This is a genomic window from Streptomyces sp. NPDC086519 (assembly GCF_040686075.1).
GTDB lineage: Bacteria > Actinomycetota > Actinomycetes > Streptomycetales > Streptomycetaceae > Streptomyces > Streptomyces shenzhenensis.
Genome location: NZ_JBFBJL010000068.1, coordinates 18,081 through 39,240 on the forward strand (window position 1 = coordinate 18,081; position 21,160 = coordinate 39,240).

19 protein-coding genes are annotated in these 21,160 nt (G+C 72.0%); all 19 read left to right on the forward strand.

The genetic code is table 11. The features are described 5' to 3' along the window. Positions 1-398: 398 nt before the first annotated feature. The 19 genes from AB0P24_RS39605 (at position 399) to AB0P24_RS39695 (ending at position 20,560) form a co-directional block, all read left to right on the forward strand. Complete coding sequence (locus tag AB0P24_RS39605; protein WP_365802801.1) at positions 399-1,454, forward strand: S66 peptidase family protein; 1,056 nt, start codon at positions 399-401, stop codon at positions 1,452-1,454. Next, positions 1,438-1,965 (forward strand): hypothetical protein, encoded by a 528-nt coding sequence (locus AB0P24_RS39610; protein ID WP_365802803.1) that lies wholly within the window; start codon positions 1,438-1,440, stop codon positions 1,963-1,965. The genes AB0P24_RS39605 and AB0P24_RS39610 overlap by 17 nt, the downstream gene beginning before the upstream one ends. Continuing rightward, positions 1,958-3,202: a hypothetical protein gene (locus AB0P24_RS39615; RefSeq protein WP_365802805.1), complete on the forward strand. Its 1,245-nt coding sequence runs from the start codon at positions 1,958-1,960 to the stop codon at positions 3,200-3,202. The genes AB0P24_RS39610 and AB0P24_RS39615 overlap by 8 nt, the downstream gene beginning before the upstream one ends. A 32-nt stretch (positions 3,203-3,234) precedes the next feature. Further along, complete coding sequence (locus AB0P24_RS39620; RefSeq protein ID WP_365802807.1) at positions 3,235-5,316, forward strand: aminotransferase class III-fold pyridoxal phosphate-dependent enzyme; 2,082 nt, start codon at positions 3,235-3,237, stop codon at positions 5,314-5,316. Between the two features lie 4 nt (positions 5,317-5,320). Next, positions 5,321-5,920, forward strand: coding sequence for a class I SAM-dependent methyltransferase (locus tag AB0P24_RS39625; protein WP_365802809.1), 600 nt, complete (start codon positions 5,321-5,323; stop codon positions 5,918-5,920). Continuing rightward, the gene (locus AB0P24_RS39630; RefSeq protein ID WP_365802811.1) at positions 5,917-6,720 is read left to right on the forward strand and encodes a ChbG/HpnK family deacetylase; all 804 of its coding nucleotides are present in this window, start codon (positions 5,917-5,919) and stop codon (positions 6,718-6,720) included. The genes AB0P24_RS39625 and AB0P24_RS39630 overlap by 4 nt, the downstream gene beginning before the upstream one ends. 30 nt (positions 6,721-6,750) lie before the next feature. Next, positions 6,751-7,812, forward strand: coding sequence for an asparagine synthetase A (locus AB0P24_RS39635; RefSeq protein ID WP_365802813.1), 1,062 nt, complete (start codon positions 6,751-6,753; stop codon positions 7,810-7,812). Between the two features lie 8 nt (positions 7,813-7,820). Beyond that, complete coding sequence (locus AB0P24_RS39640) at positions 7,821-8,753, forward strand: phytanoyl-CoA dioxygenase family protein (RefSeq protein WP_365802815.1); 933 nt, start codon at positions 7,821-7,823, stop codon at positions 8,751-8,753. Between the two features lie 169 nt (positions 8,754-8,922). Continuing rightward, complete coding sequence (locus tag AB0P24_RS39645; protein WP_365802817.1) at positions 8,923-9,765, forward strand: methyltransferase domain-containing protein; 843 nt, start codon at positions 8,923-8,925, stop codon at positions 9,763-9,765. After that, the gene (locus AB0P24_RS39650; protein ID WP_365802819.1) at positions 9,762-10,517 is read left to right on the forward strand and encodes a class I SAM-dependent methyltransferase; all 756 of its coding nucleotides are present in this window, start codon (positions 9,762-9,764) and stop codon (positions 10,515-10,517) included. Before AB0P24_RS39645 ends, AB0P24_RS39650 begins: the two co-directional genes overlap by 4 nt. A gap of 116 nt (positions 10,518-10,633) precedes the next feature. After that, positions 10,634-11,851 (forward strand): cytochrome P450, encoded by a 1,218-nt coding sequence (locus AB0P24_RS39655; protein WP_365802821.1) that lies wholly within the window; start codon positions 10,634-10,636, stop codon positions 11,849-11,851. A 47-nt stretch (positions 11,852-11,898) separates the two neighbouring features. Continuing rightward, positions 11,899-12,681, forward strand: coding sequence for a glycosyltransferase (locus AB0P24_RS39660; protein ID WP_365802823.1), 783 nt, complete (start codon positions 11,899-11,901; stop codon positions 12,679-12,681). Then, the gene (locus tag AB0P24_RS39665) at positions 12,678-13,682 is read left to right on the forward strand and encodes an aminoglycoside phosphotransferase family protein (RefSeq protein WP_365802825.1); all 1,005 of its coding nucleotides are present in this window, start codon (positions 12,678-12,680) and stop codon (positions 13,680-13,682) included. The genes AB0P24_RS39660 and AB0P24_RS39665 overlap by 4 nt, the downstream gene beginning before the upstream one ends. Before the next feature lie 238 nt (positions 13,683-13,920). Continuing rightward, complete coding sequence (locus tag AB0P24_RS39670) at positions 13,921-14,946, forward strand: Gfo/Idh/MocA family oxidoreductase (protein ID WP_365802827.1); 1,026 nt, start codon at positions 13,921-13,923, stop codon at positions 14,944-14,946. After that, complete coding sequence (locus AB0P24_RS39675) at positions 14,939-16,042, forward strand: NAD(P)-dependent oxidoreductase (RefSeq protein WP_365802829.1); 1,104 nt, start codon at positions 14,939-14,941, stop codon at positions 16,040-16,042. Before AB0P24_RS39670 ends, AB0P24_RS39675 begins: the two co-directional genes overlap by 8 nt. 120 nt (positions 16,043-16,162) lie before the next feature. Next, complete coding sequence (locus AB0P24_RS39680) at positions 16,163-17,713, forward strand: class I tRNA ligase family protein (protein WP_365802831.1); 1,551 nt, start codon at positions 16,163-16,165, stop codon at positions 17,711-17,713. A gap of 70 nt (positions 17,714-17,783) precedes the next feature. Then, on the forward strand, positions 17,784-18,590 hold the full coding sequence (locus AB0P24_RS39685; RefSeq protein WP_365802833.1) for an FkbM family methyltransferase: 807 nt from the start codon (positions 17,784-17,786) through the stop codon (positions 18,588-18,590). 47 nt (positions 18,591-18,637) lie between these two features. After that, a complete protein-coding gene (locus AB0P24_RS39690; RefSeq protein WP_365802835.1) occupies positions 18,638-19,375 on the forward strand; it encodes a radical SAM/SPASM domain-containing protein in 738 nt (245 codons plus the stop codon). Between the two features lie 246 nt (positions 19,376-19,621). Continuing rightward, on the forward strand, positions 19,622-20,560 hold the full coding sequence (locus AB0P24_RS39695; RefSeq protein ID WP_365802837.1) for a cupin domain-containing protein: 939 nt from the start codon (positions 19,622-19,624) through the stop codon (positions 20,558-20,560). Positions 20,561-21,160 lie beyond the last annotated feature (600 nt).

Below are 21,160 nucleotides of genomic sequence, written 5' to 3' on the forward strand. Positions count from 1 at the left end.
TCCTCAGTGACTCCCCACGGGTGCGTCACCGCTTCGCTCTCATGTCCGTCGCCGGTATCCTGCGCCGCCGGCCGGTGGCACGCCTGACGGCGTGACACCCCACTGTCGCAGCTCGTCCGCCGCGCCCCCAGTCACGTAATGCCGTCACGGCTTCCGCCGCGAAGCCCCGGCCGCCAAGTGGCCCGATCACGTGACCCGCACTTCCGGTACCAGGAAATCGGGACTGGGAATCGGGTGGCCCCTCGCCAACCATTGCTCCCACGAAGCGAGGCCGTGGCGGCCCCGGCAGCGCCGGTTCCGACCACGTACCGGTGGCCACCCACCGGCGGGCCGGGCCACCGGCCACGGCATGCGCCCGCTCGTCGCAACCGAACGTCGGCGTTGGTCTGGAGGCAGTGATGCACGTTCTCCCTCAGGCCGGTCCCCAGAGGCCGGACACGGGGCCGTTCCCCGTCGCCGGGCGCCCGACACTCCTGCCACCGCGTCTGCGCGAAGGCGACGTCGTCGCTGTCGCCACCCCGTCGGCACCGGTGGTCACACCGCGGCGGCTGGACCGCGGGGTCGCCGCGCTGCGCGCACTGGGGTACGAGGTCCGCCTCGGCCCGCTGGCGGCCCGTGGCGCCCACGACGCGACACCCGAACAACGGGCTGCCGAGCTCAACAGCTTCTTCCGGGACCCGAGCGTCCGGTGCGTGGTGGCATCGCTCGGCGGCCTGACCAGTAACGCGGTGCTCGGCTCCCTCGACTACGACGCGCTGCGGGCCGACCCCAAGATCATCACGGGGTACAGCGACATCACCACCGTCCTGCTGGCGGTGCTGCGCAGAACCGGTCTGGTGACCTTCCACGGACCGACCCTCCTGCCCGAACTGGCCGAATACCCGCAGGTGCTGCCCTACACCCGGGACGGCTTCCTGCGGGCCGTCGCCCGGCCGGAGCCACTGGGCCGCCTCTCGCCGCCCGACGAGCGCACCGAGGAACTCCTCTACTGGGACGAGGCCGACGACCGGCCCCGGCACACGCTGCCCGCCGACGGCTGGCGGTGGCTGCACCCCGGCTCGGGTACGGGTCCGCTCGTCGGCGGAAACCTGGAGACCATCGGTCTGCTGGCCGGCACGCCCTACTTCCCCGACTTCTCCGGGGCGGTCGTCGTCCTGGAGACCACCTCCACCGACGTCCACAACGTCGAACGTGCCCTGACCCACCTGCGGATGCTGGGTGTCTTCGACACGATGGCGGCCCTGCTGCTCGGCCGGTCGTTCCGCGGCCCCGAGGGCTTCGAGGCCACGCTCCGACGGACGGTGCGCGCCCTGACCGCACCGTACGGCGTGCCCGTCGTGGCCGGCATGGACATCGGCCACAGCGACCCGATGCTCACCCTGCCGCTCGGCGTACGCGCCCGGGTCGACTCGGCCACCGAAACCGTGGAGGTGCTCGATGCCGCCGTACGGTGACGACGCACTGGCCGGCCGCGCCCCTTGTGACGACCTGCCCGGCGGCGGCCCTGCCCCGCGCGGTCCCGGTGACAGCGCCCTTCACGAAGTCGCCGGCATCATGCGCCGGCACGGCATCGAGGAGATCCTGGGGGTGCCGGCGGTTCCGGCGGCGAGCGGACTGCGCTACCGCCGGGCGGTCCGGCTCGAACCTGAGGACGAGCCCTGGTACTTGCGCTCCTTCGGCACCGACTTCCAGATCCTGCCCGCGAGTTGGCTGCGGCGCGGGCCCAGCCGCTGCTACTCGGTCGGATGCGACCTCGACGAGGACGGGGAACGCGACGGCCTCGTGCTCGTCCAGGCGTTCACTGCCGACCACGAAGGCGCCGAGGAACTCGCCGGGGCGCTGGTGGCGGACCTGTCCGCGGTGGCCGAGCGCGTCGAGGGCAGGACCGGCGAGGTGTGGCGGCGGCCGTGCTGCTGGGTGGCCGCCCGGATCACCGTCGAGGAGGGCCGACCGGCGCATGCGTGACATTCTCTACCACCGCGCTCTCGTCGACGCGGGCATCGTGGCCGGTGGCGGCTCCGGCAGCGGCATAACACCGTGGCGCGGCAGCGGCCTGGGCGTGGCCCGGCGGATGGTGGACACCTTCGTCGAAGAGGCCGGCAGGGTGGCCCCGGTGGCCAGGACCGAGCACCCCTTCCTGAACCGGCGGGACGCCTACGAGCGAGTCTTCCCCCACTACGCCAACATCTACCGGCTCCGCGCGCCCGAGGAGTCCCAGCCGGACTGGGTACTGCGTGCGGACAACCTCCACCTCAACGTCGAGTGGCTGCGGCAGAACCGGCACCAGGGCCCCGTCGTGGCCACCGGCGGCCTGCTGCGGCAGCTGCGCGGCTCCGGATCCCCGTTGTTCCGCGAGCGCTACATATGGCCCGCGGTACAGCTGAACCACCTGGTACCGGCGGGGGAGGGCCCCGCGGCGCTGGAGAGCTACCGGCAGGTCCTCGAACGGACCTTCGAGGCGTTCGGGCTGCCCGTGCTGACCCTCGCCACCGACGCTCTGTCCTCGTACGGGGACGTGTGCCACCTCACGGTGACGTGCCTGCGCGACGGCCGGCCCACGGTCCTGGCCACCGCCTACCTGATGGCCGCTCCGTATCGCAGGGCGCTGGGTGTCAGCGGCGACCTGGTGGACATCGGGTTCACCGGGAAGGTGCTCGCTCTGGTGAGCATGCACCACCTCGACCGGGGCGGACTCGGACTTCCCTCGGCCCTGGCACCGGTCCAGGTCGGTGTACTGGCTCCGCAGGGTGCCCCCGGCCTCGACACCTGGTCGAGGAGCCTGGCCGGCCTGCGCACCCGGACGGTCACGGTCGCCGGCGACGTGCCCTTCCGCAGGCACCGGGCCGAGCGCGGTCTCGTCCGCACCGGCACGCCCCTCACCTACGGCGTGTGGCCGGACGGCACCTGGCGGGTGGGACGGCGGGCCCCGTCGCGCTACGCGCCGACGACGCCGTTCCCCGACGCGGACACGGTGCGCGCCGAGCTCAGTGGCTACGACCGGCGCCAACTCGACGCCGCCCGCACGCGTCTGCGGCACAGCGTCGAGCGTGACGGACTGGTCCGCGGTGTCTGCGACGGGTGTGCGGCGGCCGGCCGAGTTCCGGTCTTCGGCCGGATCGTGCCGCACCGGCCCGCGCGGTGCGTCCACTGCGCCGCCCCCGGCAGCGACCACCTGGTCAGCGAACAGGGCCGTTTCTACTAGGCGCGGATCCCGCGTACCGAAAGGAGGATGGTGTGCTCAACCCGGCAGAAGTCCCCGCGGTCCCCGCGCCGACGACGGTCGACCTCACCACCACATCAGTGGGGCGCGACACCGTGCTGCGCACCTTCACGAGCTTCTTCGAGCACGTCACCTTCAGCGGCACCTTCCGCGTCCTCGTCACCGTCGACCCGGCCTACGCGGTGCCGGAGGAGGAGCGGGCCCGGACCCTCGCCTTCCTGCGTGACCTGCGCGCCGTGGACCCCAGGGTCGGCGACGTCGTGCTGGAGGAGTTCCCCCGCCAGGCCGGCCTGCCCGCCGCGCTCGGGGTGCTGCTCGCCCACGCCACCTCGCCGGTCGGCGTCCACCTGGAGGACGACTGGGAGTTCACCGGTCCCCTCGACCTCGACGCCCTGATCGAGGACCTGCACACTCTGGGGTCGACCGAGATCGCGTTCGGCACCTCGCACGCCGCCCGCGGCGGCACCTTCGACCGGCCCGGCGAGGCGACCGCGGCCGTCGGCACCCGGGTGCCCCTGGTCCGCCTGGAGAGGTCGAGCTGGGCCGCTCACTTCATGCCGCTGAGCCCCCATGTGCACCTCACCGGCCGATGGGGACCCCTGGTGGCACGGGCCCTGGCCACCACCGATCCCGCGCTCTGCGTGGACGAGCGCATCCGCGAGCAGGTCCTCGCCGAGGACGGCTACGGCCGGCACCGGGTCCACTGGACCCGGGCGGTGGTGGCCCACGACATCGGCCGGGCCTGGCTGGCCGGACACGGGCAGCACCGCTCGCTCACCCCGGAGCACCTCAGCGCGGTCCCCGGCAGCGGTTCGCTGCCGGACACCCGCCCCGGGCCGCTGGACCTGCGCCGGTCGGCCGGGCTGCGCCGCCGTGCCGAACAGGTGACCCCCGGGCTGACCCACACCTTCCACAAGCGCCCGGAGAACTTCGCCGACGGCCACTACCCCGTCTACCTGGAGCGCGGCAGCGGTGCTTACGTCAGGGACGTGGACGGCCGGACGTACCTCGACTTCGTGTCGTCCCTGGGAGCCGCGACCCTCGGGCACAACCACCCGGTCGTCACGAACACCATCAAGGAGAAGGCCGGCCGCGGAGTGCTGCTGTCCCTGCCCACCCCCGCCGAGGTGACAGCCGCCGAACTCCTCGCGCAGTCCGTGCCGGGCGTGGACATGGTCCGCTTCCTCAAGACGGGTGCCGAGGCGTGCGCGGCCGCGATCCGCCTCGCCCGGTCGCTGACCGGACGGGACGAGGTGCTGCTGGCCGGATACCACGGCTGGCACGACCAGTTGATCGGTGCCAGCCCGGGGGTGCCCGGGGCCATGGCACATCTGGCGCGCAGGACGGAACTGCACACCGCCGCCGACGACGAGCGGCTGCTGGCGGACCTGCGGGCGGCGGGCGAGAGGGTGGCGTGCGTGGTCCTGTCCACCCCGTACCACCGCCGTCTGACCGGGGAGTTCCTCACCGAGTTGCGGGACGCCTGCCACCGGTCCGGCGCGCTGCTCGTCCTCGACGAGGTCGTCACCGGCTTCCGGCTCGCCTCCGGGGGCCTCGGCGAGTACCTCGGAGTCCAGGCCGACCTGGTCTGCTTCTCCAAGGGACTCGCGGCGGGCGCGCCGCTGGCCGCGGTCGCCGGCCCCCGGCGCACCATGACCGGCTTCGAGCGGCTGCGGGTCTCCAGCACCTTCGCCGGGGAGACCGTCTCGCTGGAGGTGATGAAGGCCGCCCTGCGGCACTACGCGGCCAGCGGCTACTACGCGTCCATCGCCCGGCTCGGGCGGCGTCTGCGGGAGGGCTTCAACCGGGCCGCGGCCGACGCCGGTCTCGCCCCCGTGGCCGTCGGCTACGACCCGATGCCCTGCCTGCGGCTGTCCGACGACCCGGCGCGGCACGCCCGCGCCGCCGAGGCGTTCCTCGCCGGCATGGCCCGGCGCGGCGTCCTGCTGCGCCGGGACGTCAACTTCCTCACCGCCGCCCACAGTGCGGAGCAGGTGGACTTCGCCGTGGGCGCGGCCGCCGAAGTCTTCGCGACGGCCCGGTTCCGTGAGGCGGCCGCCCCGCGGCCGCTGAGCGTCTCGCAGAGGGGGGTGTGAACCCGTGACCGACCAGGACACCGCACGACAGGTCCCCGAGACCAGCCGCGACGAGTGGGAGGACCAGTACCGGTCGGGCCGCTGGGACTACCTCGCCGAACGTCCCGAACAGGCGCGCTACACGGCCCTGTGCGCCCGTATCGAAGCGGCGGGCGCCGAGAGCGTGCTCGACATCGGCTGCGGTACGGGGGTGCTGCGCGACTGCCTGGGCGACCGGTTCCGCGGCCGCTACGTGGGCGTCGACTGGTCCCATGCCGCGCTGGCCGGCCGTACGCGCCGGCCCCGCGAGACGCTGCTGTGCGCGGACGCGTCCCGCCTGCCGCTGCGCGGGACCTTCGACGCCGTCGTCCTCAGCGAGGTCCTCTACTACCTCGACGAACCGCTGGCCGCCGTCCGCGGGATGCTCGACCTCGTCGCGCCGGGCGGCCGGCTGCTCATCTCGCTGTACCAGCCGCCGGCCGACCGGCATCCCGGCTGGCACGCCCTGATCGGCGCACTGGACCGGGACGTGCGGTCGCTCGCCGGGACGGCCCATGAACTGGTGACCGGCGCGGGCCGCCGCAGCTGGCGGCTGTACGTGCTCACCAAGGAGGCCGGCCGATGAGCGAGCGCACCGACCGCGTCCTGATCGTGCAGGCGGACGACTACGGCATGTGCCCCGCGGTGACCGACGGCATCCTGGAGGCCCACCGGGCCGGGGCGGTGACACAGGCATCCGTCATGGTCCCGGCGCCGGACGCGCACCGCGCGATGTGGCTGGCCCGGCGCCAGAACCTCCCGCTCGGCGCCCACCTGGTGCTGGCCTGCGAGTGGGAGGGGCTGCGGTACCACCCGCTGACGGCCGCCACGACGCTGCGTGCCCCGGACGGCGCCTACCTGCCGGGCATCCCCGAACTGCGTGCCGCCGGCGCCGACCCGGGCGAGGCGCTCGCCGAGTTCCGCGAGCAGTTGCGTGTCATGGCGGCCGCCGGTGTCCGTCCCCGGCACTGCGAGTCCCACGTCGGGGTCTTCGACCCGCGGGTGCTGGCCGAGGTCAGCGCCGAGTGGCGGCTGCCCTGCCGGGACGAGGTGCCCGCCCCGGGGCTGCCGATGGCCGTGGACTCCGTCTGGCACCTGTCGGTCCAACCGCCGGACTCCAAGACCGACGACCTCGTGGCGCATCTGTCGGGACTGCCGCCGGGCACGCACATGGTGGTCGCCCACCCGGCCGCCGACCGGCCCGAACTCGACCGGCTCACGGACCCTGGCTCCCGCCGCTGGAAGTGGGCCCGGCCCATCCGGGTGAGCGACCTCGCCGCCCTGCTCGATCCCCGCTTCCACGAAGCGTGTACGCGCTTCGGCATCACCCTCGCCCCCCTGCCGGCGCCCAGCCCGGCCCCACCGGCCCACTTCCGCGCGGGTTGAGCCGAGAACCGAGAAAGGAAACACGCCGCAATGTCCCTGCAAGCGATGCCCGCCTCGACCGCCCCTGTGCCGGAGGCGACCTCCGGCGCTCTGACGCCGCCCGGTTCCTGGCGCGACCCCGGTACCCACTTCCTGACGGTGATGAGCAGCCCCTGGTACTCCGCGCTGGTCGACCTCCAGGACACCATCACCTCGGCGACGGTCGGCTTCTGGACCGCGCGCGGCCTGCGCTTCGGCCACCTGCCGGTGACCACCGGATCGGTGTCCTCCCCCATGGGCCTGGGCAGCGACTCGCTCCCGGTCAAGGTCGACCTGTTCGGGGCGCCCACCTACCTCGCCGACTCCATGCAGTTCAGCCTGGAGTACCTGTGCCGGCTCGCCGACCGGGGCGCCTACTATCTGATGCCGTCCTTCCGCGGTGAGGCGCCGGACGCCACACACCTGTGTCAGTTCTTCCACAGCGAGGCCGAGATCCCCGGCGGCCTGCAGGACGTCATGACCGTCGCCGAGACGTATGTGCGCCACCTGGTCCGGGAGCTGACGGACCGCCACGCGGACGTCATCGGCGCCGCCGCGGGTTCCCTGGACCACGTGACGGCGCTGCTCGCCAACCCCCGCCCGTTCCTGCGGATGACCTTCGACGAGGCGGTCGAGGCACTGGACGCCGATCCTCGCTACGTCGTCCGTGAGGACGGCTGGCGCAACCTGACCCGCGCCGGCGAGCGTGAACTCATGAACCGCTTCGGCGAGTTCCTGTGGATCACCCACTGGGACGCGCTGGCCGTGCCCTTCTACCAGCGACGCGATGCCCAGGGCCGGGCTCTCAACGGGGACCTGCTCTTCGGCCCGGGCGAGGTCGTCGGGGCGGGGGAGCGGCACATCGACGGCGAGGAGGTGATCGGCGCCCTGCGGCGGCACGTCGTCCCGGTGGAGGACTACGACTGGTACGTCCGGATGAAGAGCCGGTTCCCGATGCGCACCGCGGGCTTCGGCATGGGCGTCGAACGCTTCCTGATGTGGCTGCTCGGCCAGCAGGACATCCGTGACCTCGAACTGCTGCCGCGGGTCAACGGCAGCACCATCCTGCCCTAGGAGGCGGCGTGCGCGACCTCCGAGACTCCTCCGATGTCCTCCAGGACACCAGCGAACTGCGGGACCGGCTGGCCGAGGACGGCTACCTCTTCCTGCCCGGTGTGCTCGACGCGGCCGAAGTGACAGCCGTCCAGGCCGAACTGCGCACGGCGCTGCACGCTATCGGCTGGCTCGCCGACCCGGGAAAACTGGCCGTCGCCGACCGGGGGCTCGGCTTCACCACCGAGTCCTTCCGCACCGTGTACCCGGCGGTGCTGCGGCTGGAGAGCGTCCACCGGCTGGCGTTCACCCCTGTCCTGTGGGCGCTCGTGCGGCGGCTGCTGGGCGGGGAGATCTTCTGCCACCCCGCACGCGTCGTGCGCCTGGCGGTGCCGTCCGCCGACCCCGGCCGGTACGCGACGCGTGCCCACCAGGACTACGTGGTCCAGCATGTGACCACCGACGCGGTGACGGCGTGGATCCCGTTCACGGCCTGCGACCCGGACAAGCAGGGCCTGCGGCTGATCCCGGGGTCGCAGCGCCGGGGATTCCTGCCCACCGACCCCTCGCTCGGCGGCCGCCGTCCGCTGTACCTGCCCGTGCCGCCGGACGACCCCGCATGGGCCACCGCCGATTTCGCGCCGGGAGACCTGGTGCTCTTCCACAGTCTCACCGTGCACGGCGGCGGTCCCAACACCGGTGACGAGCTGCGCATGTCCGCGGACGTGCGCTACCAGTTGCTCGACGAGCCGCTGCGGGCGGAGTTCGCGCACCCGCACGGCTGGCCCGTCACCCCGGACTGGGACGACCTTGCCGCCGGCTGGACCACCGACGAGTGGTACCGGCTCGACGAAAGAGTGCGCCTGGTGCCGATGCCGGAGGGCGTCGACTACGGCGCCTACCTCGCCGGGCTGACCCCGCCGCCGTCCAGGCTGCTGGCCCACGCCCGGGAAACCGGTTGACGCCACTCACCACCGGCCTCGGGCCTTCCGAAGGCCCGGCCCGCTCACGCCCCTAACACCCCGAACGCCCCGAACACCCCGAACGCCCCGGACACCCTGAACGCCCTGGCCGAAGCCGCACGACCGCCGTGCCGCCGGCCCCGCCTTCACGATCACAAGGAGACACCCCATGCCGCTGATGACCGACGCCGAGTTCGACCGTTTCTTCGAGCCCTACGCGGGCAACGTCGAAGGCTTCTACGAGGCCGCCTACTGGCACCTCGCCGACGAGGTGATCAAGGAGCTGATCCGCCGCCACCTCGGCCTGCGGGCCGGCCAGCGCGTCCTGGACGTCGGCGGTGGCACCGGCCGCTGGGGCATCTGGCTCGCGTCCGAGTTCGGTGTGTCGGTGACCGTCGCCGACAAGTCCGCCGACATGCTCCGACAGGCCGAGACCAACCGCCTCGCCTCGTCGGTCGCCGACTCCGTCGAACTCGTCCACTGCGACGTCGAGAACGCTCCAGAACTGGCTTCCGAGTCCTTCGACGCGGTGATCAGCACCTACGGAGTGCTCTCGTTCCTCGACGACCCGGCGGCGGCGTTCGCGACGATCCGCCGCGTCATGCGGCCCGGCGCGGCGGGCTTCCTGATGAGCCACTCGCTGTCCAACGCCCTCTCCTCCAAGATCCTCCGGGACGGCGCCGGCCCCGAGGAACTCGCCGCGCTGCTGGCCACCCGCACGGTGAAGTGGTCCGAGCACGTCCCGCCGCTGCGGGTCTACTCCGCCGACGAGCTCAGGTCCCTCGCCACCGGGGCCGGGCTCACCGGCGAGCGGGTCTTCGGGGTCACCTCCCTCGCGCTGCCGGGACCGGAGGACTTCGGCTACCCCTACGACAAGATCAGCGACATCTCCCGGGCCCTGGAGGACAAGGAGTACTTCCGCACGGTCCTGGCCCTGGAGCTGGAGGCCAGCGAGCACGACTCATGGGCCGAGCGCGGCACCAACCTGGCGATCAAGGTCCGGCGGCCGTGAGCACCGCGACACCGCTCGCACCCTACGACGCGCTGTCGGCGGTCTACGACCGGTGGACCGAGCAGAACGACTACGCCCGGTGGGCCGCCCACCTCGCCGACCGCTTCCGGTCCCACGGCCGCGTCAACCGCGTACTGGACGTGTGCTGCGGCACCGGCAGCATCACCGCCCTGCTGCAGCAGCAGGGCCTGGAGGTGGTCGGCGTGGACGGCTCGCCGGGGATGCTGGAACGGGCCCGGGCCCGTACCGCCGCCGGCACAGAACTCCTCCAGGTCCGGCTGCCCGAGCCCGTCCCCGCCCTCGCTGCCTCCTTCGACGCCGCGGTGTGCTGCTTCGACAGCGTCAACTACTTCCCGCCGGACCAGTTGCCGGACCTCTTCGCCGGTGTCGCCCGACTCCTGCGCCCCGGCGGGCTGTTCGTCTTCGACGTGAACACCCGGCACAAGCTGGAGCACGTGTTCGGCGACAGCCACTACGGCGACGACCTGGACGACTTCGCCTACGTCTGGCGCAACCGCTACCACCCGCGCGAACGCCGCTGCGACTTCTCCATCAGCCTGTTCACGCAGACGCCGGCGGGCTTCACCCGGCAGACCGAACGGCACAGCCAGTGGTGGTTCCCCGCGGACGAGATCCGGTCGGCCGCCCGGGCGGCCGGCTTCGAGCAGGCCACCGTCACCGACGACTACCAGGACCGCGCCCCCGGCCCGGACACCCTGCGCGAGACCTGGGCGCTCGTGCGCGGACGCTAGGGCCGACCGGCCGTCCCCGCGTACGCCCGGACCGACCCGTCGTCTCCCCGCGCGGGGACCCCGCCGCCGTACCGGCGGGTGCGCACCACCGACAGCCGAGAAGGGATCCACCTCTCATGCCCCACCCCGATGACGCCGCGGCACCGGTGCCGGACCCGACGCCGTCCGCCGGGCACGCGCATCGGCCGTTCGTCCCGGACGACCCCCTCGGCTGGTTCGACAACGCGCGGGAGACCTGCCCCGCGCTCTGGCACCCCCAGACCGCCTCGTGGTACATCACCCGCTTCGACGACGTCTGGAGGCTGCTGCTCGACGACCGGCTCGCCGCCCGCAGCCCGGACCCCTTCCTGCGTGAACTCACCGCGCCGCAACGGGTCGCGGTCCGGCCGCTGGTGGACTTCCTCTCCCGCTGGCCGATGTTCCTCGACCCGCCCCGCCACACCGTCGTGCGCAGGGTCATGCGGCCCGCGTTCACGCCCGCCGAAGTGGCCCGGGTGGCCGGCGTCGTCCACGAGAGCGCCACTGCCGACGGCGCCCTTCCCGCCGCCGGGGACGAGGACCTGCTGGACACGCTGCTGCGGCCCTCCTGCCGGGCGGCGCTGAGCGCACTGCTCGGCGTGTCACCGGACGACTTCCCGCAACTGGTCGACTGGTCCGAACGGCTGATGGGCTTCGTCGGCCGGGCCCGGATCGACCTGGCCCTGGTCGGCGAGGCCGAGGAAGCACTGGAGCAGCTCACGGACTTCACCGGGAAGACGCTCGCGGCCGCGGCCAGCCCGCTCGCCACGGCCGTCGGCACGGCCGTACGCGACGGCGTGCTGGAGCCGGCCGAGGCGGTCGCGATCTACGCCCAACTGGTCACCGGCGCGCTGGAGCCCACCGTCGCCGTCCTCGCCGTGGCACTGCAAGCGGTCTGCCGCGGGCCGGCGTACCGGGAGGGGTACCGCAGGGACCCCGGCGGCTTCGTCAACGAGGCGGCCCGTCTGGCGACGCCCTTCCACTTCGCGGCCCGCCGCGCGGTGCGCGATCTCGAGGTCCGCGGGCAGCGGATCCCCGCCGGGTCCCGGGTGGTGCTGGTGCTGGCCGCGGCCAACCGTGACCCCGGCAGATTCTCCGCGCCCCTGGAGTTCCGCTGGGACCGCACCCGTGCCCATGTCGCCTTCGGCCGCGGCCGGCACGCCTGTCTGGGCGCCCTGGTCGCCCACCACACCATGCGCCCCGTGCTCGACGCCCAGCTGGCGGGGTCCGGCAACCTCCGGCCCCTGGACGTCCAGTGGCGTATCGGCATGGGCATGCGGGCCCCGCTGAGCGTGACCGCGGGGACCGCGACGTGACCCGGCCCGCCACCACGCGTGGCCCCGCACCCCTGAAAGGCAGCGGTATGTCCCTCTACATGTACTGGTCGGGGCCGGACTTCGACTTCGGCAACTTCCTGGCGGTGGCCTCGGCCGCCGTCCACGCCCCCGGCCAGGTGGTCCTCCTGGTCGACGAGGAGCCGGTGGACAACCACTGGTTCTCCCTGCTGGCCTCGGTTCCCCGCGTGGTCGTCGAACCCGTCGACGTCGACCGGCGGATGTCCGCCGAGCACGCCGCGCTCTACCGGCGCATGACCTTCGTGGCCCACCGTTCGGACCTCGTCAGCTTCTGGGTGCTGGCGCACGGCGGCGGTTTCTACCTGGACACGGACACCCTGACCACGCGCTCGCTGGCCGGCCTCCCGCCGCGGCTGCTGTTCGACGACGGGAAGATCGTGCACGTCGGCGCGATGTCCTTCCCGCCGGGCGACCCCCTGCCCGCGGCCATGGTGGACGACTTCCTGCGGATGCCTGCGCAGGACCTCGACGTCTACCAGAGCATCGTCTACCGCTGGACCCGGCTGGTGCGGAATGCGGCCGCCCCGGGCGACTTCGGCGCTCTGGACAGCTTCTTCCCCGTCCACTGGAAGGAGTGGGAACGGATCTTCACCGAGCCGGGGAGCGCGGGCGAGGCGGACGCCGTGCACGTACTGCACCACTACGGCTGGTTCAGCCGGAAGTACACCGCCGCGATGGACGTGGCGTGGCTGCGGACCCACCCCTGCCTGTTCAGCGAACTCGCCCTGCCCGTCGTCGCCGAGCTGGAGGACCTGCTCGGCAGTCTCGATCCCGTGGGGTCCCGGTCATGAGCGGCCGCAGCGGCACCGTGTCGGACGCCACCCCCGGCCTCGCGGACCCCGCGGTCCCTCTCGCCCGTACCGTCCGCCTCCCGTGGAACGGCATGCCCGACGAGGTGCGGACCGCCGTGGCCGACCGGCTCGGCTCCCCGGTGATCGCCGCCGAGGACCAGAGCGGCGGCTTCTCCCGAGGCGTCGCCGCACGCCTGCGGTGCGCCGACGGCTCCCGGGCCTTCGTCAAGGCGGTCAGCCGCGAGGGGGATCCGGTCACGCTCGCGCTGGCCGAGCAGGAGGCCGTCGTCGCAACCGCACTCACCCCCGGACTCGGCCTGCCGGCACCGGCCTTCCACGGCCGCGTCGACCACGGCCACTGGACGGTGCTGGTCTTCGACGACGTGGCCGGACGCATTCCGGCGGTGCCGTGGCGAGAGGACGACCTGGCGCTGACGCTCGGCGCACTCACCACGCTCACCGAGCGGGCCACCCCCAACCCGATACCGGGCCTGCCGGCCTGGGGCGGCACCCTGGCGCAGTGGCAGGGCTGGAACCGGCTGCTCGACGACGCCGACCCGCTCGCCGACGTACCCGAGTGGGCCCGCCGCAACGCCCGCCGACTGGCCGCGGCCGAGGCGGAGTTCCCCGCCGCCGTGGCGGGCGACACCCTGCTCCACTCCGATCTGCGGTCGGACAACATCCTGATCGACGGCGGCCGGGTGACGTTCGTCGACTGGGCGTGGGCCGCGCAGGGGCAGGACTGGCTCGACCCGATGACCTTCGCCCTGTGCGCCGCCGTGCAGGGCCACCCCGATCCCCAGGCGGTCTTCCTGGCCCACCCGGCGGGCCGGGCCGCGGACCCGGCCGCCGTGGACAGCGCGCTCGCGGCGCTCGCCGGCCGGTTCGTGGTGGCGGCCCGGCAGCCCGCCACGTGGGACACCGCGCCCATACGGGCCTTTCAGCGGGCTGAAGCGGCGACCGTGATCCGGTGGCTGCGCACCCGGACCCGGTGGCGGTAGTGCTGTCCGGCGGATCATGCCGCGGCCGCGGGCTCTGGCACGCCCTCCCGCAGAGGGGGGTGCCCCCAGCGCCGTTGTCGCCGGTCGCCGACGCCCCCGGCCTCCGGCCGGGAGGTGCCCCCATGACCCCGCTCACCTCGGCTGACAGTCACCGCCGCTTTCCCGCGGCCTGATCCGCCGGACAGCCCCTGGCGCCGTCGCGCCCGGACCGCAGACAGACAGGAGATGAGGATTCCCCATGACGACCCCACGGTGGAAAGTGGCCCTGATCGGATGCGGCGACGCCGGCACCGCGCACGCGGTGACCGTCGGCCGCCTGCACGGCGCCGAGCTCGTGGCCGCCTTGGACCCGGCCGGTGAGCGAGCGCGCGCCCTGTGCGCCGAGCACGGCGGCCGGCCGGTCGGATCGATCGCGGAACTGGCCGCGGAGAAGCCGGACGTGGTGATCGTGGCCACCGGGCCGATCGCCCAGCCGGACATCGTGGCCGAGCTGGCCGCCGAGGGATTCCACGCGGGACTGCTGTGCGAGAAGCCGCTCGCCACCAGCGTCGCCGCGGCCAGGCGGCTGCTGGACACCGGGGCGCGGGCCGGTATGACGATCGCCGTCAACCACCAGCGCCGCTTCGGCCTCGCCGTGCGCAAGGCCGTCGAACTGGTCCGCGACGGCACCATCGGCCGGCCGGTTCGCGTGGAGGGGTTCGCCAAGGACGCCACCCTCTTCGACTGGGGACCGCACTGGATCGACATCGCCCACCTGGTCGCGCAGGACGCACCGGTCACCTGGGTCAGCGGTGCCGTCGACCTCTCCGACCCGCGCGACCACGCCGGGCTGCGGCTGGAAGGCTGGGGCCAGCTCGTCTGGGAGCACGCCAACGGCCTGCGCGGCCAACTGGAGTGCGGAGCCGACACCGCGGGCCAGCCGCTGCTGCGGATCCTCGGAACCGGCGGGGTGATCGAGTTCGGCAGTGTGGTCCCGGCACCGGAGGGATTCCGGCGCGGACCCGTCCTGCGCGTCCTCGGGCCTTCGGCGGGCTGGCAGGAGATCGATGCCGGCGAGAGCGCCCTGGCCGCCCAGCAGTGGCTGCGCTCGCTCAGCGAACTGACCGACGCCCTCGCCGAGGGCCGCACCCCCGCCCACGACGGGGAGCGGGCCCTGCGCGCCCTGGAGGTCTGCCTCGCCGGTTACCTGGCCGCCAGGACCGGCGGCCGGATCCGTCCGCGGGCCGCCGAGGGCATCGACATCCGGGAGACACTCCATGGCTGACGCGGCCCGGCCCCGGGCCCTCGTCCTCGCCGACGACTTCGCGGACCGGCACGTCCTGCGGGGCCCCGCACTCGACCGGCTCGCCCGCAGCGCACAGGTCACCGTCCTGCCCGCGGCGGCGGACGAGGAGACGGTGCTCGCGGAACTGCGCCGCAGCACAGCCCTCTTCGCCCTCGGATGGGCCGTCAGCTCCCCCCGGCTGGACCGGGACCGCCTGGCGGACGCCCCCGGCCTGCGCTACATAGGCGCCGGACAGGACGGCCGCTGGCGGTTCGTCGACGTACCCGCCGCGCTGAGCCGCGGCGTGGTCTGCTCGGACGCCTCGGGGGCCATGGGGCCCGTCGTCGCCGAGTTCGCGTTCGCGCTCGCCGTGTGCGCGCTGCGTGACCTCCCGCGCCGGCACAACCTGATGGCGGCCGGCGGCTGGTGGGACGGCTGGGAGGACGGCGAGGACGCCGCGAGCGAGGGCTGCCGGCCGTCGGTGAGCACCGTTTTCGGCAGCAGGGTCGGCATCGTGGGCTTCGGCCGGATCGGCTCGCACGCGGCCGCACTCTTCCGTGCCGCCGGCGCCGAGGTCACCGTTCACTCGTCCTGGCTTCCCGAGCGGGAGGCGAGCGCCCGGGGGCTGTCGCTGGCCGCCTCCGTAGGGGACTTGGCAAAGGGCTCCGACATTCTCGTGGTGGCCACCCAGCCCCGGCACGACACGGCCGGACTGGTGAGCGCCGACGTGCTCGACGCCCTCCCGGACGGCGCCCTGGTCGTGCTCGTGGGCCGTGCGTCCACGGTCGACACGACGGCCCTGCTCGCGCACGTCGCCGCCGGCCGCCTGCGACTGGGCGTCGACGTCTACGAGGAGGAGCCGCTGCCCGCCCACCACCGGCTGCGGGGCATGCCGGGCGTGGTCCACACCTCGCATGTGGCGGGCCGGACGCTGGCCGCGCACCGGCTCGTGCTCACCGAACTGGTGGCGGACTTCGAACGGGTCCTCGCGGGCTCGGCCCCCCGGTGGGCGACCACCGCGGACCGGGTGCGGCGGGTCCGGGCCGGCCGCCCATATGCGGCCCCCCGCACGGCAGTTGGGGAATCGGACTCATGAACGGCATGCCGCACACCGGTAGGATCGAATTCGCTTCCGGAATCGAAGTGTTCCGCCGCAGCTGCGCGCCGGCCTCCGCTCCGCGGCCCCGTCGGCTCAGCCGTTCCCTCAGAGGAGACCATGTCCGCCACCGCATTTATCTCAACGACCATTCCCTACGTCAATGCCCGTCCCCATCTCGGGCACGCATTGGAATACGTCCAGGCGGACGCCTTCGCACGGCACGCGATGTCCCAGAAGGACGTCTTCTTCCTCAGCGGCTCGGACGAGAACAGCCTCAAGAACGTGCTTGCCGCCGAGCGCGAGGGAGTCTCCACACGAGAGCTCGTCGACCGCAACGTGCAGTACTTCGAGAAGCTGCTCGAAGCGATGAGCATCGGTGTCAGCGACTTCATCCGCACCAGTGTCAGTCCGGACCACATCGCGGGCGCCACCGAGATCTGGCGCCGCATGGACGCGCGCGGCGACATCTACACGAAGGACTACGAGGGCCTGTACTGCGTGGGCTGCGAGCAGTTCTACAGCCCGGCCGAGCTGGTGGACGGCAAGTGCCCCGAGCACTTCACCGTGCCGGAGCTGGTCAGCGAACGCAACCACTTCTTCCGGCTGTCGCGGTACGGCGACCGGCTGCTGGAGGAGCTGGAGTCGGGCCGGCTCAGGGTCTACCCGGAGTCGCGGCTGAACGAGGTGACCAGCTTCATCCGCTCCGGCCTGGAGGACATCAGCATCTCCCGCTCGGTCGAACGGGCCCGGGGGTGGGGCATTCCGGTGCCCGACTCGGACGGACAGGTGATGTACGTCTGGATCGACGCGCTCACCAACTACGTCAACGCCCTCGGCTGGACCAGGGAAAGCGACGAGTACAAGCGTTTCTGGGTGGACGCGGACAAGCGGACCCACGTCGTCGGCAAGGGAGTGCTCCGCTTCCACGCCGTGTACTGGCCGGCCATGCTGCTCTCGGCGGGGATGCCGCTGCCCACCGAGGTGATGGTGCACGGCTACATCACGACCGGCGGCCAGAAACTCAGCAAGAGCCTGGGCAACGCGATCGACCCGATGGACCTGGTGGACCGGTACGGCCAGGACGCGCTGCGCTACTTCCTGCTGGCGGACTTCTCCCCGTTCGGCGACGGCGACTTCAGCGAGGAGCGCCTGGTCACCCGCTACAACACCGATCTCGCCAACGCGTTGGGCAACCTGCTCAGCAGGGTCACCGCCATGACCGTCCGGTATCGCGGGGGAGTGGTCCCGCCGAGCGGCCCGCTCGGGGCGCCGGAGGAGGGGCTGAGCGAGCAGGCGCTGGCCAGCACGCGCGAGGCCGAAGCGGCGATGGAGCGGTACGACCACCGCGAGGCGCTGGCCCGGATCTGGGACCTGGTGCGCCGGGCGAACGCCTACGTCGACGAGCGGGCGCCGTGGCACCTGGCCCGGGCCGCCGAGCAGGGCGACGCGCAGGCGGCCCAGGACCTCGACACCGTGCTGCACCACACCTACCGGGTGCTTCAGCGCCTGGGAGTACTGCTGCGTCCCTTCATCCCGCAGGCCGCCGAGCGGATGCTGCGGGCGCTCAACGAGAACCCCGAGGTCCAGGGCGCCGACCTGGCCCTCGACCCGGCGGGCCGCAGCATCGAGAAGGCACCGCCACTCTTCCCCAAGCTCGAACTCGCCTGACCCCACTGGTCGGTAGCACTCCCCAGTGGGCCAGGCGCGGCGAGCGCCCACACACTGGAGGCAGGCTTCCATGACCACGAAGGAATCTGTTCGACCCGCCGCGTCCGACATCGACCCGGCGGAGCTGGAGAACGTCGTCGGTGCGCTGCTCGATCCGGGCTGCGCACCGACGGGGACCGTCCGGCTCGGCGGCTGGACCCTCGAGTACGTCGCGCCGCGCGCCTTCGCCTACACCTTGCGGCTGCTGTTCGGATCGCGGATCTACGACGTCGCCCCCCTGTCCGCTCCCGCCCGCGTCATCGACGGCGGCGGCTGGCTGGGGCTGAGCGTTCTGCGTTTCCGGCAGCTCTTCCCCGACGCCCACATCACGGTGTTCGAGCCCGATCCCGAGATCTTCCGGCTGATGTGCCGGAACATCGAGCGCAACGGGCTGCGTGACGTCGAGACGGTGCAGGCCGCGTTGAGCCACGAGGACGGCCAGCAGACGTTCACGGCCACCGGCAGCGACAGCGGGAGCCTGGTGGCGAACGCCCGCGGATCCGCCGTCACCGTGCCGGCCCGCCGCCTGAGCCCCTACGTGGACGAGCCCGTCTCGCTGCTCAAGCTGAATGTGGAGGGCGCGGAGGCGGACGTCATAGCGGAGCTGGGCGACCGTCTGGCCTCGGTGGACCAGGTGCTCATCGAGTACCACGGCTTCGCCGAACTGCCGCAGTCCCTTCACACGATCCTGGCCCGGCTGCACGAGGCCGGCCACACCTACATCGTCAGCCACTTCGACGAGACCAACCGGTCCTGCGTCCCGCCGCTGCGGGTGACCGAGGACTACCGGTACTTCCTGCTCATCTACTCGCGCCGGCTCGCCCCGCGTTCGCGCTGAGCCCCGAGATCCCGCGCGCGGTCCCATCCAACCCAGGGAGTCGAGACATGGGAACCTTCTCCGATCACCAGCCGATGTTCGTGGAGGTCGAGACCACGACCTACTGCAACCGGCGCTGCGACTACTGCCCCAACAGCATCTTCGACCGGGGTCTCCGGGCGAACGAGGTGCGTATGTCGGACGATCTCTTCTACAAGATCGTCTCCGATCTCGGGCGCAACAACTTTTGCAACCAGTTCAGTCCGCACAGCTACGGCGAGCCGCTGGCCGACCCGAGGATGCCGGAACTCCTGAAACTGGCCAGGAAGGAGATGCCGCTCGCCCGTATAGCCCTCTACACGAACGGCGACTTCCTCAATCTGGACCTCTTCCACGAGCTGAGCGCTTCCGTCGACGCGTTTATCGTGACGCAACACGGAGAGCGTATGCCGGGCGGAGTCAAGGACATCATGAAGGAGTACGACAACAGTCCGCCGAAGTTCCGTTACAAGACCAGCCAGCAGATCAAGGCCAACGCCTCCAACAGGGCGGGCCTGATCTCGCTGGAAGTCAAACGGCGGAAAGCGTGCGGCGTCGTGATGAACGAACTGCACATCAACGCTCACGGTCAGTTGATCCTGTGCTGCGAGGACTACCTCGCCAAGAAGGTGTTCGGCAATATCAAGGACCTGTCCATCGAGGAGGCGTGGACACTGCCGGAGCGGATGGCCGTCCATCGCGGCAACGTCCGAGGTGAATTCACTCTGCCGGGCTGCCGGACCTGCGGGTTCGGCCGCATGTTCTGAGCCCGGCTCTGCCGCGTGACAGCCGTCCTGTGGACGACGACATGCGAAGAGGTGCGCGCTGACCTGGGATGACGGGAGTCTCTACGTCCTCGTCAGTCCCACGGGGCACGGCACCTCGCAGGTGAGGGTCTTCCACGGCCCGATACCGCATTTCCGTGACTGGGCACCATCCGGCCTGCACGCAAGCATGGACGGGCCGACCCCGAGGAGGAGATCCTTTTGTATGCGCCGACGCTTGCCCGTTGGGTGGGCGACCCCGAGGACTTCATGGCGTCCTACTGGTGTCGCCGGCCCGGGGTGTTCGATCCGGACGGCGGACAACTCAGTCCCTTCACCTTGGCCGACGCCGACCAGGCGCTGTCCGGCGGTCTGCTGCGCGGGCCGTACGTCGAAATGACCAACGCCCAGAAGCCGTTGACCAGTGACGCCTACACCGCCTCGCGGAAGGTCCACAACTCCACGTTCACCGGTTTCGCCGACGCGGCCAAGATTCACGCCCTGCTGAAGGAGGGAGCCACCCTCCTTCTGCGGTGCATCGACCAGTGGCACCAACCCACCGCGGCGATGCTGGAGGCGTTGTCGGCCGAACTCGGCCGGCCGATCGAGGCGTTCTACTTCGTGACCCCGGCCGGACACCAGGGACTGCCCCTGCACCGGGACGACGCGGACGTGCTGGTGGTCCAGGTCGCCGGAAGCAAGAGCTGGCGGGTGCACGAGGGTCCCGGCGACGCCGGCTGGGCCCCGGGCCCCGTCGGCGACGGTCCCGAGCCGGCCGAGGTGCTGCGCACCACCCTGCGCAAGGACCAGGTCCTCTACATCCCCCGGGGCTTCGCCCACCAGGCGATCGGTGACGGGGGGCTGTCGGTGCACCTTTCCCTGACCATCCGGGAAGCCGGCACCGTCGAGCTCCACCGTGCGTTGCAGCGCATGCTGTTCACGGGGCTCACCCTCCCGCCCCGGCCGCTCGGCGACGAGGCCCTGCTCGACGTCGCCGGCCGCCTGCTCGATCGCGCGCGTGGCCAACTGGCCACGTTGGCACCGAAGGACCTGGTCGACCACGCGAGGAACCCCGACACCACCCGCAACCCGGCGCACGAGCCGACTCTGGCGGCGATGGCCCGGGCGTGGGAGGAGGCGGAGTCGGCGTCGTCCCGTACGAACGAACCGGCCGGCGTTTCCTCCTGAATTCCCGCTGACCAGTTTCCCGGCCTGTCCCGGGCTTTTTCCACCATCGCAGCTCGGCCCCTCCTGTGCTGCTGCCCCCACAGGGGGATGACCCCCAGCGAAACCGGCGCCGCCGGCCGCGCGAAACACCCTTTTCTTGCATTCATGAAAAGGGTGCTTTTCGTGCGCCCGGCGGCTTTTTTGCGTGTGCTCCCGGGTGATTGCTTCGGGTGGTTCCACCGCCATTCTTCTGTCCCGCCGGCGAGACGGAAAGCGACCTCGCGGCAAGGTGAAATGTCCCTTATGGCTGGTCGGTTTGTTCCGAATTCTTGGACCTTGCGCCTGAAGGGCTGGCGATTTGCGAGGCGTGATCCGCCCTGTTTTCCCGGCAGTACTTGTTTGTGTTCGGCCTGCGGAGCTAATGTCGTTTCAGCAATCCACCGCACCCGCTGGTGCTTGCACTCTCCCGCTCTTTGGTCGCTTGTGCGATTCCATGAGTGTGCGAGAAAAGATTCGATAACCAATGAAAGGAAAAGCCATGGAGAACAACCAGGTCGACATCGCCGCCCTGTCGGACGAGGAGCTGGACGACATCGTCGGTGGCGACGGCTTCGTGATCGC

Coding starts and splice junctions, on each gene's coding strand:
- AB0P24_RS39605 (WP_365802801.1), top strand. CDS start 399: ATGCACGTTCTCCCTCAGGCCGGTCCCCAGAGGCCGGACACGGGGCCG.
- AB0P24_RS39610 (WP_365802803.1), top strand. CDS start 1,438: ATGCCGCCGTACGGTGACGACGCACTGGCCGGCCGCGCCCCTTGTGAC.
- AB0P24_RS39615 (WP_365802805.1), top strand. CDS start 1,958: ATGCGTGACATTCTCTACCACCGCGCTCTCGTCGACGCGGGCATCGTG.
- AB0P24_RS39630 (WP_365802811.1), top strand. CDS start 5,917: ATGAGCGAGCGCACCGACCGCGTCCTGATCGTGCAGGCGGACGACTAC.
- AB0P24_RS39635 (WP_365802813.1), top strand. CDS start 6,751: ATGTCCCTGCAAGCGATGCCCGCCTCGACCGCCCCTGTGCCGGAGGCG.
- AB0P24_RS39645 (WP_365802817.1), top strand. CDS start 8,923: ATGCCGCTGATGACCGACGCCGAGTTCGACCGTTTCTTCGAGCCCTAC.
- AB0P24_RS39655 (WP_365802821.1), top strand. CDS start 10,634: ATGCCCCACCCCGATGACGCCGCGGCACCGGTGCCGGACCCGACGCCG.
- AB0P24_RS39660 (WP_365802823.1), top strand. CDS start 11,899: ATGTCCCTCTACATGTACTGGTCGGGGCCGGACTTCGACTTCGGCAAC.
- AB0P24_RS39665 (WP_365802825.1), top strand. CDS start 12,678: ATGAGCGGCCGCAGCGGCACCGTGTCGGACGCCACCCCCGGCCTCGCG.
- AB0P24_RS39670 (WP_365802827.1), top strand. CDS start 13,921: ATGACGACCCCACGGTGGAAAGTGGCCCTGATCGGATGCGGCGACGCC.
- AB0P24_RS39675 (WP_365802829.1), top strand. CDS start 14,939: ATGGCTGACGCGGCCCGGCCCCGGGCCCTCGTCCTCGCCGACGACTTC.
- AB0P24_RS39680 (WP_365802831.1), top strand. CDS start 16,163: ATGTCCGCCACCGCATTTATCTCAACGACCATTCCCTACGTCAATGCC.
- AB0P24_RS39685 (WP_365802833.1), top strand. CDS start 17,784: ATGACCACGAAGGAATCTGTTCGACCCGCCGCGTCCGACATCGACCCG.
- AB0P24_RS39690 (WP_365802835.1), top strand. CDS start 18,638: ATGGGAACCTTCTCCGATCACCAGCCGATGTTCGTGGAGGTCGAGACC.